The organism is Streptomyces sp. NPDC025638 (assembly GCF_055558775.1).
Genome location: NZ_JBVHLX010000012.1, coordinates 157,951 through 170,817, shown reverse-complemented (window position 1 = coordinate 170,817; position 12,867 = coordinate 157,951). Strand labels below are relative to the sequence as shown.

The window sequence follows — 12,867 nt, the reverse complement described above, 5'->3', positions numbered from 1 at the left end:
TGAACCCTGATATCGGCCCTGAGACCGGGCGGGGGAGGCGTTCGACGGCCGGACTTTCGAAGATCAGGGGAGTCTCGGGGGTGGACCCTGATGCTCCGCCACTCGGCCCGTGTGACCATCGATGGCATGCCGGAAGCCGCAGCAGCGCCCATCGACGACCCGCGGCCACCGCGCAAGCTCTACCGCAGCAGCGACGGCCGCTGGCTCGGTGGTGTCGCGCGGGGCCTCGCCGGGCACCTCGGGCTGCCCGTGATCTGGGTGCGGCTGGTGTTCGTCGGCCTGCTCATGGCCGACGGCCTCGGCGCTCTGCTGTACGCCGCGTTCTGGTTCTTCGTGCCGCTCGGCGTCGGCGGCGTCGGCGGCCAGAAGCCGCCGTCCCTGGTCGGCACCGAGACCTCGCCGGACGGCCGGCGCAGACTCATTGCGCGTAAACCGGACAAGGGCCAGATCGTCGCGCTCCTCCTCATGGTCGTCGTGGCCATGGTCTTCGTCAGCAACGTCAACCTGGGCAGCGGAGCCAAGGCGTATCTCCTGCCCGCCGTCCTGGTCGGCGCGGGCGTCGCCCTCGTCTGGCGCCAGGCGGACAACGCCCGCCGGGCCCGCTGGGTCGAGGTCGGCAGCCGCCGCCGCACCCTGACCCTGCTGCGCACCGGCGGAGGCGTCCTGCTGGTCACCGCGGGCGTCTCCGGCATCTTCGTCCTCCAGGGCTCCGCCGCCCACCTCGGCTCGGTCCTCCAGGCCGCCCTCGCGGTCCTCGTCGGCATAACACTGCTCGCCGGGCCCTATCTCGTGCGGATGACCCAGGACCTCTCCGAGGAGCGTCTGATGCGTATCCGCGCCCAGGAGCGCGCCGAGGTCGCCGCCCACGTCCACGACTCGGTGCTGCACACCCTCACCCTGATCCAGCGCAACGCGGAGAACGCGAACGAGGTGCGCCGCCTCGCCCGCGCCCAGGAGCGCGATCTGCGCACCTGGCTGTACAAACCCGAGGGCACCGGCAAGGACGAGGCCGACGAACCGGACAGCCTCGCCGACGCGGTCCGGCGCAACGCCGCCGAGGTGGAGGACAAGCACGGCGTCCCGATCGAGGTCGTCGTGGTCGGCGACTGCCCCCTCGACGAGCGGATCGCCGCACAGATGCAGGCCGCGCGCGAGGCGATGGTGAACGCCGCCAAGTACGGTGGCGAGGGCGGCGCCGTGCAGGTCTACGCCGAAGTCGAGGAGAGGACGGTCTTCGTGTCCGTCCGTGACCGCGGTCCGGGCTTCGATCTGGATTCGATACCCGCCGACCGCATGGGCGTCAGAGAATCGATCATCGGCCGCATGGAACGCAACGGCGGTACGGCACGGCTGCGGTCGGTGCCGGACGGCGGCACGGAGGTCGAGCTGGAGATGGAGAGGGCGGAGAAGACGTCATGAGCGACGCGACCGAGGCGAACGGCACGGCGGGAGCGGCGGAGGGAGGCGGCGCGGCGGCCGGTCGTCGTGTGCGGGTGGTCCTCGTCGACGACCACCGTATGTTCCGTACGGGCGTCCAGGCCGAGATCGGCCAGACCGAGCAGACCGGCGTCGAGGTCGTCGGCGAGGCCGCGGACGTCGACCAGGCCGTCACGGTGATCACCGCGACCCGGCCCGAAGTGGTGCTCCTCGACGTCCACCTCCCGGGCGGCGGCGGTGTCGAAGTGCTGCGCCGCTGCGCCCCGTTGATGGCCGACACCGAGCGGCCGGTCCGTTTCCTCGCGCTGTCCGTGTCGGACGCGGCGGAGGACGTGATCGGTGTGATCCGCGGCGGCGCCCGGGGCTATGTCACCAAGACGATCACCGGCACGGACCTGGTGGCCTCCGTCTTCCGTGTCCAGGAGGGCGACGCGGTCTTCTCCCCGCGGCTGGCCGGCTTCGTCCTCGACGCCTTCGCCTCCACCGACGCCCCGCCGGTCGACGAGGACCTCGACCGCCTCACCCAGCGGGAGCGGGAGGTACTGCGGCTGATCGCCCGCGGCTATGCGTACAAGGAGATCGCCAAGCAGCTGTTCATCTCGGTGAAGACGGTCGAGTCCCATGTCTCGGCGGTCCTGAGGAAGCTCCAGCTGTCCAACCGACACGAACTGACCCGGTGGGCGACGGCACGTCGGCTGGTGTGAACGGGGGCTCGCGCGGCGGGCCTCACACCACCCGCGTCGCCCCCGCGAACGGCATCTCGTCGATCGGGGCCAGGCGTACGGGCGCCGAGGGGTTCGGGGCGTGGATCATCTGGCCGTTGCCGACATAGATGCCGACGTGGCTGATGCCGGAGTAGAAGAAGACCAGGTCGCCGGGCTGGAGTGCGGAGCGGGAGACCCGTCGGCCCGCGTTGATCTGGGCGTAGGTGGTGCGGGGGAGGGAGATGCCGGCGGAGCGGTAGGCGGCCTGGGCGAGGCCCGAGCAGTCGAAGGCGTTCGGGCCCGTTGCGCCCCACACATAGGGGCTGCCGAGCTTCTGGTAGGCGTACGCGACGGCCGCCGCGGCGCGGGAGTTGGGGGCCGCGGCGGAGCCGGGGACGGTCAGGGCGTCCCGCGTGTCCGAGGCCGACCTGGAGGCGTGGCTCGCGGCAGTTGCGGTGTCCGTTCCGCCGTCCGCCGTGACCCGCGCCCGCTCCTGCGGGGTGAGCCCGGACAGCAGCTCTCTCGCCTCGCCGAGCTTCCCGGTGACCGTCTTCTTCTGCCGCTTCAGCTCGGCCTGCCGTGACCTGAGCGACACCAGCTCGACATGGGCGGCGCCGCGCAGCTGCTCGATCTCCCGGAGCTGCCCCCGCACCCGGGTCACGGCCTGGGACTGCCGGTCGCCCGCCCGCTCGGCGAACGCCGTGCCCTCCAGATACCGGTCGGGATCGCCGGAGAGCATCAGCTGCACCGTGGGATCGAGCCCACCGCTGCGGTACTGCGCGGCCGCGACGGAACCCAGCGCGTCCCTCGCCGAGTTGAGCTTCTGCTCCTTGCGGGCCGCCTCGTCCCGCAGCGACTTCAGCCGCTGCTCCGCCGAATCCGCCTTCTCCTTCGCGCCGTTGTACTTCTCGGTGGCGACCTCCGCCTCCTGGTACAGCTTGTCGACCCTCGCCTTGACCTGGGCCGGTGTCAGCTGCGGCTCGGCGTGCCCGATCCCCTCGAAGCCCGTTGCCGTGGCCGCGCCCGCCAGGGCGATGGTCACGGCCGTGCGGGCGGTGTTGCCGCCCAGCGAGCGCTGTTGGGGCCTTCGGTGCACTGCCACCTGGACCGTCACGTCCTCTCGTACGACCTGGCCGGCTACGTGTCCGGCGGAGGCCCGCACAGGGGGAGCGGGCCGCCGCCGGACCTTTCTCGGCGGAGGTGGCCGGCTGCCGCCCCTGGCCCGGGCGGCGGTGGGGAGCCGGTCACCTGGTGGAGGACGCTAAACCTGACGGTGTCGGCTCGGTAACGTCATGTATGGAAGTGCCCGCATCGGACTTGACGGTGACCTTATGTGACCGTGATCGGGGTCCGGAGCCGCCGTCTTCACACAGCGCGATGACCGAAGCGGCGGTTCCGCGGTGCACGGGAGCGGTGGGGTGCTATGGGGCGCACATATGCGGGGGATTAGGCTCCCGCCTCATGGACGTACTCATCCATCTCTTCGTCGGCCTGCACATCATCGGCATCGCCGCGCTCCTCGGCGGCTTCCTCACCCAGATGAAGGCGATGGGCCGGGGCACCGCCCGCTTCGTCCCCGCGATGCTGCACGGCGCGCTGACCATGCTGGTCACCGGTGTGATCCTGGTCGGCCTCAACCAGGCCGACGGCCACCACATCAACGCCGTCAAGATCGGCGTGAAGCTGGCCCTGCTGATCGTGATCCTCGGGCTCGTCTATGTGAAGCGGGACGAGGAGACGGTGGACAAGCGCCTGTTCGGGCTGGTGGGCCTGCTGACCACGGCGAACATCTTCATCGCCGTGCTGTGGACGTGACCGGGCTCAGCGCACGGCCCTGAGCCCCGCGCGGGCCGACCGGACCGCACCGGCGGCGACCGCGAGCCAGACGGCCACGGAGATCCACACCAGCACCTGTCCGGGCCGTTCCAGCCACGTGATGCCGAGGGCGGCCGCGACGGAGAGTGTCGCCGTCGCCGTCATCCCCATCGGGAACACCGTCGACCAGCGGCGTACGTCGAAGCGCGGCCGAGGGCGCACCACCTCGGCGGTCAGGAGCACGACGTAACAGCTCAGATCGAGGACGAGCAGCGCGAGGGCCGTGTCGCGCAGGACGCCGAGGTTGTCGTGGTCCCACAGGTACAGCCGCGCGCTGTCGGCGGAGATCAGCTTCGCGGCGGCCAGCGCCGAGATCGCGAGCGCGCCGCCCGCGATCCACTGGTCCCCTGGCCCCTCGATCACCTGCCGCACGTCGAACCGGGCCAGGGCGAACCCGTAGAGCACGAGGCCCAGCCAGAACAGCATGAGCGCCGCGTGGGCGAGCCATGCCGTCGCCTCGGCCGCGGCGAGCGTGGCGGCGAGCACGGCGAGCCCCTGCGTGGCCACGCAGCACAGGAACACCGTGCCTGGCATGCGCCGGTGCCAGTGCCGTACGACGAGGAGGATCAGCACCGGCCAGAGCGCCGCGCACAGCGCGAGCAGCACCTCGGCCAGGCCGTGGCGGCCCAGTGCGGAGAAACGGGTGCCCAGCACGGCGGTCGCGGCGACGGCGCTGAGCGCGCCCGGCGTCCGCGCCTCGGCCACCCAGCGTCTGCGCTGCCACAGCAGCCCCACGGTGAAGTCCACGGCCGAGGCCAGCCAGGCGACCGAGGCCATCGCGAGGGCGATCAGGGACAGTGCCTCGTACCCCGCCAGCTGCAGCCCGACCGACACGATGCCGGTCGCCATCACGGCGGCCCCGGCCGCCGGCGGGTGCCGCTTCCACCAGGCGCGAAGGGGTGAGGAGGCGGGCATGGGCCCGATGCTAGGGAGCAGTGCGCGCCTTGCGAGCGGGGCACGCGCGCGCGTGCGGGGAAAAACGCGCGGGTGCGGGACAGGGGCGCGTGCGCCTGCGGTTCACGACGGCCGCGGCGCTCGCATCACCACCGCTGCGGCGCTCGCATCACCACGGCTGCGGCGCTCGCGTCCCTGCCCCACGGAGGTCTCTCACGCCGGCCGCACCACGCTGTGGATGATCGACGCGCCGCCGTAGTAGATCGACTCCTCGCGGACGTAGGCGCCGGGCTTCGGGGCGTGGATCATCATGCCGTTGCCGATGTAGATGCCGACGTGGCTGATGTCGTCGTAGAAGAAGATCAGGTCGCCGGGCTCGGCATTGGTGAGCGAGACCGTGGTGCCCGCGTTGACCTGGTCGTAGGTGGTGCGCGGAAGGCTGACGCCCGCGGCCAGCCAGGCGGCCGAGGTGAGGCCGGAGCAGTCGTAGGAGTCGGGGCCGGTGGCGCCCCAGACGTACGGCTTGCCGATCTGGGCGCGGGCGAAGGCGATCGCCTTCTCCGCCTTGGTGGCGTACGTGGAGTCCGAGGACGAGCCGGTCGAGCCCGTCGAACCGGTCGACCCCGTCGAGGTGGACGAGTCCGAGGAGCCCGAGGAGCCCGAAGAACTGGACGAGCTCGAGGAGCTCGCGGCGGCGGCCTTCTTCGCCGCCTCCGCGGCCGCCTGCTTCTTGGCGAGCTCCGCGGCCTGGCGCGCGGCCTCCTCCTGCTTCTGCTTCTCGATCGCGGCGAGCCGGGCCTTCTCCTGCGCCGTCAGCTTGGACAGCAGCTCGCGCGCCGAGGAGAGCTTCTTCTGGACGGTGGCCTTGGCCGTCTTCAGCTCGTTCTGCGACTCGGTCAGCGTCTGGAGGCTCTTGGCGGCTTCCTGTCGCTTCTTCATGGTCGCCGACTGCTGTGTGATGTAGTCGTCGACCGCGCCCTTCTGCCGCGAGGTCATCCGGCCCATCAGCTGGGTCTGGTCGAAGTAGTCCTGCGGGGAGTTCGAGAGCAGGAAGGTGGCGGTGTCGGGCGCGGCGGCCCCGGTGCGGTACTGGGCGGCGGCGAACGTACCCAGTTCCTCACGCGCCTTGTTGAGCTTGTCCGTGCGCCGCGCCACGTCGTCCAGCAGGGTGTCGACGTTCTTGCGCTGCTGGCCGGACTTCTCCTTGGCCGCGTTGTACTTCTCGGTCGCCGACTCCGCCTGGCGGTAGAGGTCGTCGACCTTCTTCTCGACTTCCTCGATGCTCGGCTTGCCGTCGGCGGAGGGGGTGGCGTTGGCGGTCTGGGAGAGCAGGGCCACGGAGGTGAGCGCGGCGGTGGCGATGGCGGGGGTGCGTATGCCTGTTACCAGGGCACTCGCGGGGCGCGACTTGCGGTGCGACGCCAAGGGAGGCGACTCCTTCCATGTTCCGCCTACCGAGTTAGCTGTCGGGTTCGGGCGGGTGGTTCGGAAGGGTTGCCCTACGGCCTTTCTCCGGGTGGAGGTTGGGCCGATTCACCCCAAGGTCGGTTGGGTCCCCGGCTCCGGCTGCCGTGGCGGGCACACCGGACTCGGCGGAGGCCGCGCGGCCCGGCGACGTTCGCCGGTGGGGGTCGTACGGCCCGCCCGAGACGGTAGCCAACTGGTGTGGCCCGTGTGAAGGTTGATGGGCGATATGCCCGATACATTTTTGTGACCTGATGCAGAATTCCGCCCGTGTGACAGCATGCTTCCGGAGCGTGAGACAGTTGTCCGGCTCATGCATCGGGAAGATCCCCCGCGCGCGGGGCCGGTCCTGTTTCCGGGGCGGCGGTCGTTTGTCGGTGGGGCGCCCTAGACTCGGAGAGCGATGAGCAGCCTCTTTGACGACAGCTTCCTGGCGGACCTCCAGACCCCTCACGGGCGCGAGGAGGAGCCCCCGCCGCCACCCGAGGACGATCACGCTCCGGAGTCGGTTCCGGACGATCTGTTCGGCGGGAAGTTCGACGTGCCGCCGGACCGGGACGACTACTACCGCGACGGCGCCCCGCGCCCGGTGATCGACGCAGCGGCGCTACTGGAGGGGCTGAACGAGAACCAGCGCGCGGCCGTCGTACACGCCGGTTCCCCCCTGCTCATCGTGGCCGGCGCCGGCTCCGGCAAGACCCGTGTGCTCACGCACCGCATCGCCCACCTGCTGGCCGAGCGGAACGTGCACCCGGGGCAGATCCTCGCGATCACCTTCACCAACAAGGCCGCGGGCGAGATGAAGGAGCGCGTCGAGCACCTCGTCGGCCCGCGCGCGAACGCGATGTGGGTGATGACCTTCCACAGCGCGTGTGTGCGCATCCTGCGCCGCGAGAGCAAGAAGCTCGGCTTCACCTCGTCGTTCTCGATCTACGACGCCGCTGACAGCAAGCGCCTGATGGCCCTGGTCTGCCGCGACCTGGAGCTCGATCCCAAGCGTTTCCCGCCGAAGTCCTTCAGCGCCAAGATCTCGAACCTGAAGAACGAGCTGATCGACGAGGAGGACTTCGCCGCCCAAGCCACTGACGGCTTCGAGAAGACCCTCGCCCAGGCCTACGCCATGTACCAGTCGCGGCTGCGCGAGGCGAACGCCCTCGACTTCGACGACCTGATCATGACGACGGTCAACCTGCTGCGCGCCTTCCCGGACGTTGCCGAGCACTACCGCCGCCGCTTCCGCCACGTCCTCGTCGACGAGTACCAGGACACCAACCACGCCCAGTACGCCCTCGTGCGCGAGCTCGTCGGCACCGCCGGGCACCCGGTGGACGTACCGCCGAGCGAGTACGACCTCCAGCCCGCCGAGCTGTGCGTCGTGGGTGACGCCGACCAGTCCATCTACGCCTTCCGCGGCGCGACGATCCGCAACATCCTCCAGTTCGAGGAGGACTACCCGAACGCGACGACGATCCTCCTGGAGCAGAACTACCGCTCCACCCAGACGATCCTCTCCGCCGCCAACGCGGTCATCGAGCGCAACGAGTCCCGCCGTCCCAAGAACCTGTGGACCAATGCGGGCGCGGGCGCGCGGATCACCGGCTATGTCGCCGACACCGAGCACGACGAGGCGCAGTTCGTCGCCGACGAGATAGACCGTCTCACGGACGCGGGCGAGGCGAAGGCGGGCGACGTCGCCGTCTTCTACCGCACCAACGCCCAGTCCCGTGTCTTCGAAGAGGTCTTCATCCGCGTCGGCCTGCCCTACAAGGTCGTCGGCGGCGTCCGCTTCTACGAGCGCAAGGAGGTCAGGGACGTCCTGGCCTACCTGCGTGTCCTGGCCAACCCGGAGGACTCCGTGCCGCTGCGCCGGATCCTCAACGTCCCCAAGCGCGGTATCGGCGAGCGTGCCGAGGCGATGATCGACGCCCTCGCCCAGCGCGAGAAGATCAGCTTCCCGCAGGCGCTGCGCCGGGTCGACGAGGCGTACGGCATGGCGGCGCGCTCGACGAACGCCGTCAAGCGGTTCAACGTGCTGATGGAGGACCTCCGTACGATCGTCGAGTCCGGCGCGGGACCGGCCACGGTCCTTGAGGCGATCCTCGAACGCACCGGCTATCTCGCCGAGTTGCAGGCCTCCACCGACCCGCAGGACGAAACCCGCATCGAGAACCTTCAGGAACTCGCCGCCGTGGCCCTGGAGTTCGAGCAGGAGCGCGAGGAGGGCGCAGCGACATCAGGGGCTGCCGCCCCGGGAGGCACGCTGGCCGACTTCCTGGAGCAGGTCGCCCTGGTCGCCGACTCGGACCAGATCCCCGACGAGGACGAGGAGGGCTCGGGCGTCATCACCCTGATGACCCTGCACACCGCCAAGGGCCTGGAGTTCCCGGTCGTCTTCCTCACCGGCATGGAGGACGGCGTCTTCCCGCACATGCGGGCCCTCGGCCAGAACAAGGAGCTGGAGGAGGAGCGGCGCCTGGCGTACGTCGGCATCACCCGCGCGCGGGAGCGGCTGTATCTCACGCGGTCGTCGCTGCGCAGCGCCTGGGGACAGCCGTCGTACAACCCGCCCTCCCGCTTCCTGGAGGAGATCCCGCCCGCCCATGTGCAGTGGAAGCGGACGGGAGCGGCGGCGCCGGTCTCCTCCGGACCGGCTTCCGGTGTGGCGGCCTCGCTGTCCTCGTCCCGCTCCCGCTCGTCGGCGTCGGGCGCGTCCGGGTTCGCCACGAAGCGGGTCTCGTCGAAGCCGGTGGTGTCCCTGGCCGTCGGGGACCGGGTCACCCACGACCAGTTCGGCCTTGGCACGGTCCTCGCGGTGACGGGCGAGGGGGACAACGCCCAAGCGACGATCGACTTCGGTGACGCGAAGCCGAAGCGGCTGGTACTGCGGTACGCGCCGGTGGAGAAGCTGTAGGCGCTCGCGACGAGCCCCCGCCGATCGGAAGGGCCGGCGGGGGCTGGGTCACTCGTGGAGAAGGCGGGGGACCTACGTCGGGTCCAGGCCATGGCTGCGAAGCCACGGCAGCGGGTCTATGGCCGAACCGCCCGCCGGCCGGACCTCGAAGTGCAGATGCGGGCCGGTCGAGTTGCCGGAGTTGCCCGAGTATGCGATCGGCTGCCCGGCCTTGACGCTCGTACCGGAGGCGACCCGGTAGCTGGAGAGGTGGCAGTACCAGGTCTCCGTGCCGTCCTTGGCCGTCACGATCATCATGTTGCCGTAGGCGCTGTTCCACTGGGTGCGGGCCGTGCCGTCGGTCGCGGCCATCACCGTCGTGCCGTACGAGACGGGGAAGTCGATGCCCGTGTGCACGGACATCCAGTTCACGCCCGCCTGGCCGAAGTAGGCGCTGAGCCCTTTCTGCATGACCGGAAGCGCGTACTTCGGGCGCAGCCGCTCCTTGCGGGCCGCCTCGGCCGCCGCCTTCTTCTGCTGGGCCACCTGCTGTGCCTTGAGGTCGATGCGCTCCTGGGTGCGGCTCGCCCGGTCGGCGAAGTCGTCGGCGCCGGCGGAGAGGCTCTCCAGTTGGGTGTCCAGCTGGTTGTTGGCGGCGGACGGTTTCACCGACTTCGTCTCCGCTGCGGAAGCGCTGGTGTCCTTGCCGCCGCCGATCAGGTTCAGATTGCCCACGGAGGCGGCGGCGATCCCGGCCACCCCCATCACACAGGCCGAAGGCACAGCCACGGTCAGCAGCGCGGAGCGCTTGGGCGTACGACGGCGGGAACGCGCACCGCCGCGTGACCCCGCACGGGTGGACGGGAGCGGGGTGAACTCTTCCTGATCGTCCAGCAGTGGCGTTACTGCGGGCAATTCGCCCGTGGCCGTCGACTCGTCCTCGTCCGGGACGGCCCCCTCGAAGGCGTCGTCCTCGTAATCCGCGTAGTCCTCGTAATTCTCGTAACCGAGTTCCTCGTGGGCGGGATTCTCGTACGAGACCTGGTCGAAGGTGGTGGTCGCCTGCTGGTCGAAGGGTTCGGCCTGCCGCTCGGGCTCGGTGGCTGTGACGCCGCCGTCGGAGTTCCACTGCGTGGCGTCGTACGTACCGGTCTCGTAGGCCTGCGTGCCCCATTCCCACTGCTGGGTCGGGGTGGCGCCGGTGTGCTGCTCGGGCTGGAGCCAGGCGTTCGCGTCCCACTGGCCGCTGATGTCGTTCCCCGTGGCCTGGTGGGGGATCGTCCAGGCGGTGCTGTCGTAGGCGCCGCTGTCGTAGGCGGCGTGGTGCTGGGCCGCGTACGGGTCGTAGTTCAGCGTGTGGTGCCCGCTGGTCTGCCACTGCGTGGTGTCGTACGCGCCCGTGGTGTGATCCCCGCCCGGGAGATTCCCGAAGAGCGGGTCGGTCTCGAAGGCCGAGGTGGCGGTGTGGGCACCGGTGGCATAGCCGTCCGTGCCGTATCCGGCGTACGAGGTGAAGTCTCCGTACTGGGCCTCCTGCCCGCCGTACGACGCGTAGGGCGCCGAGGCGGCATCGGAAGCCGGAGCCGGGGGGGTGATGATCCCCGACGGGTGACGGTCGTTCACCAACTTCTCTTTCGCCTCGACAACAGGGGCTGCCAGAGCAGTGCGGCGACTGTACCCGGCGGTATGCGGGCGCGACAATCTTCGGAAGGTTTCGCGCCCGAAGGAAACGGGCATTCGGCCGTGTTTCGGGGGACGATGGACGCGGGTTTGGCTTTGTGTTCGAAGATTGTTCGACGTCTGGTTGTCTGCCGGTCCCGCTAAGTCGGCGAGTCCGGGCGGCTGTTGCGCCGCCCGGACTCGCCCCGGTATGACCCTGTTACGGCCCTGTTCTCACGCCACGGTCAGCCCGCCGGCCGGCCTGGCGACCTCCACTTCCGGGTGTTCGGAGTCGAGTGCCTGCCGTATCCCGGCCGCGACGGCCGGGTGGACGGGAAGGGCGAGATGCCCGATTCCCACCACTTGTATGTTCTGTGTCATAAGGTCGGGATGGTCGATACAGGCGGTCTCCGGCTCGTCCATCAGGGCGTCGAGGTCGCTCCAGAAGCAGAAGAAGCGCGTACGGCAACCGGGCGCCGGCCCGGCCAGCTCCTCCAATACCTCCGAACCGGGGCGCAGCTGGCGCACGATCGGGTGCGCGTTCGCCAGCGGGAGCACCCGGGTGCCGGAGTGCGGGGTGCCGAGCGTCACCAGCGTGCGGACCCGGAGGTCACCGGCGAGCCGCTGTACGTAGTAGCGCGCGATCAGTCCGCCCAGGCTGTGCCCCACGATGTCCACCTGCGGGCTCCCCGTGCGCTCGCAGATCTCCTCGATGTGCCGGGCGAGCAGCTCGGCTGCGGTGCGGATGTCCCGGGTCAGCGGTGAGTAGTTGAGCGACTCGACGCGCTGTCTGCCGTGCTGGGCGAGGTTGCGGCGCAGCAGGACGAAGACCGAACGGTTGTCGATGAAGCCGTGCAGCAGGACGACCGGAGGGTCCGGTGCGGCCGGCAGCTGCGCGGTGCCGCCCGGCAGGGGCGTCGCCTGTGTGGGGGAGCGACGCTCCTGGGTGATACCGGTGGGATAGAGGACGATGTGCCCGGCCAGGATCGCGAGCTCCAGGGCGGTCGCCTTGAGAAGGGCCATGGAGAGCCCCGTGAGTCTGCCCGGCAGGAGCCGCTGGCAGAGCGGAACCAGGGGCTCCAGTGCCTTGGTGACCTTCATGGCCGACCTCCTGTCGGCACGCAGGAGGACGGCCCGATCCCCCGTGTGCCCTCATGGGCAGCCGCAGTGGGGGCGGCCGCCGGTGCCTGAGTGGCACGCGCGGGTTGGATGAGGCGTGCGGCGCATGCGGCGCCGATGACCTGACGAGGCGTCCTGCCGGCGTGGCGACGAGGCTCCCCGGTGTCGTGCCTTACCTGCCCTGTGTGCCCTTCGTGCCCGCGCGGACCACGCTGCGGCTCCCGAACGTGTCCCACCGTGTGATTTCCCCCTCTGTCACCACCGTGAAACTGCCGGTTGAGGGATGCTGGAGATAACGTTCGTTCACTTCGCGACGGGTGGCGGAACGCGCGGAATGTGCGGTACTTGTCGGTACGGATGGATGTAGTCGCTTCATGGAGGCAGTGATGGGTGTGGCAGCCGGTCCGATCCGCGTGGTGGTGGCCAAACCGGGGCTCGACGGCCACGATCGCGGGGCCAAGGTCATCGCGCGTGCGCTGCGCGACGCCGGTATGGAGGTCATCTACACCGGACTCCACCAGACCCCGGAGCAGATCGTTGACACGGCGATCCAGGAGGACGCCGACGCGATCGGTCTGTCCATCCTCTCCGGTGCCCACAACACCCTCTTCGCGGCGGTCATCGACCTCCTCAAGGAGCGGGACGCCGAGGACATCCTGGTCTTCGGCGGCGGCATCATTCCCGAGGCGGACATCCCGCCGCTCAAGGCGAAGGGCGTCGCCGAGATCTTCACGCCCGGGGCCACCACGGCCTCGATCGTGGACTGGGTGCGGCAGAACGTCCGCCAGCCCGCCGGCGCGTAGTCCCTGCGGCGCCGGGTCGACG

General features: G+C 70.2%; 10 protein-coding genes and 1 riboswitch. Of the genes, 5 read left to right on the top strand and 5 right to left on the bottom strand.

Translation table 11 applies throughout. The features are described from left to right. Window positions 1-90: 90 nt before the first annotated feature. Window positions 91-1,419, top strand: a complete 1,329-nt coding sequence (locus ACZ4EG_RS29195) for an ATP-binding protein (protein ID WP_453551185.1) — start codon at window positions 91-93, stop codon at window positions 1,417-1,419. After that, window positions 1,416-2,141 (top strand): LuxR C-terminal-related transcriptional regulator, encoded by a 726-nt coding sequence (locus ACZ4EG_RS29190; protein WP_467792700.1) that lies wholly within the window; start codon window positions 1,416-1,418, stop codon window positions 2,139-2,141. The genes ACZ4EG_RS29195 and ACZ4EG_RS29190 overlap by 4 nt, the downstream gene beginning before the upstream one ends. Window positions 2,142-2,163: 22 nt before the next feature. On the opposite strand, the gene ACZ4EG_RS29185 is transcribed toward ACZ4EG_RS29190, so the two are convergent. Continuing rightward, on the bottom strand, window positions 2,164-3,243 hold the full coding sequence (locus tag ACZ4EG_RS29185; protein ID WP_467792699.1) for a C40 family peptidase: 1,080 nt from the start codon (window positions 3,241-3,243) through the stop codon (window positions 2,164-2,166). Window positions 3,244-3,602: 359 nt separating this feature from the next. On the opposite strand from ACZ4EG_RS29185, the gene ACZ4EG_RS29180 reads away from it, so the two are divergent. Beyond that, on the top strand, window positions 3,603-3,956 hold the full coding sequence (locus tag ACZ4EG_RS29180; RefSeq protein WP_390710139.1) for a hypothetical protein: 354 nt from the start codon (window positions 3,603-3,605) through the stop codon (window positions 3,954-3,956). 6 nt (window positions 3,957-3,962) lie between these two features. Here ACZ4EG_RS29180 and ACZ4EG_RS29175 read toward each other — a convergent pair whose 3' ends face one another. Together ACZ4EG_RS29175 and ACZ4EG_RS29170 are read right to left on the bottom strand one after the other, a co-directional pair. Beyond that, a complete protein-coding gene (locus ACZ4EG_RS29175; RefSeq protein ID WP_467792698.1) occupies window positions 3,963-4,931 on the bottom strand; it encodes a tellurite resistance/C4-dicarboxylate transporter family protein in 969 nt (322 codons plus the stop codon). 192 nt (window positions 4,932-5,123) lie between these two features. Then, entirely contained in the window at window positions 5,124-6,335 is a 1,212-nt protein-coding gene (locus ACZ4EG_RS29170; protein WP_467792697.1) for a C40 family peptidase, read from the bottom strand. Between the two features lie 8 nt (window positions 6,336-6,343). Next, a riboswitch (cyclic di-AMP (ydaO/yuaA leader) is annotated at window positions 6,344-6,515 on the bottom strand. 262 nt (window positions 6,516-6,777) lie between these two features. On the opposite strand from ACZ4EG_RS29170, the gene pcrA reads away from it, so the two are divergent. After that, on the top strand, window positions 6,778-9,285 hold the full coding sequence (pcrA, locus tag ACZ4EG_RS29165) for a DNA helicase PcrA (protein WP_467792696.1): 2,508 nt from the start codon (window positions 6,778-6,780) through the stop codon (window positions 9,283-9,285). Window positions 9,286-9,357: 72 nt separating this feature from the next. Here pcrA and ACZ4EG_RS29160 read toward each other — a convergent pair whose 3' ends face one another. Together ACZ4EG_RS29160 and ACZ4EG_RS29155 are read right to left on the bottom strand one after the other, a co-directional pair. Then, window positions 9,358-10,887 (bottom strand): M23 family metallopeptidase, encoded by a 1,530-nt coding sequence (locus tag ACZ4EG_RS29160; RefSeq protein ID WP_467792695.1) that lies wholly within the window; start codon window positions 10,885-10,887, stop codon window positions 9,358-9,360. A 270-nt stretch (window positions 10,888-11,157) separates the two neighbouring features. Further along, window positions 11,158-12,024: an esterase/lipase family protein gene (locus tag ACZ4EG_RS29155; protein WP_467792694.1), complete on the bottom strand. Its 867-nt coding sequence runs from the start codon at window positions 12,022-12,024 to the stop codon at window positions 11,158-11,160. 404 nt (window positions 12,025-12,428) lie between these two features. Here ACZ4EG_RS29155 and ACZ4EG_RS29150 point away from each other — a divergent pair, with 404 nt between their 5' ends. Continuing rightward, entirely contained in the window at window positions 12,429-12,845 is a 417-nt protein-coding gene (locus ACZ4EG_RS29150) for a cobalamin B12-binding domain-containing protein (protein WP_467792693.1), read from the top strand. Window positions 12,846-12,867: the final 22 nt, after the last annotated feature.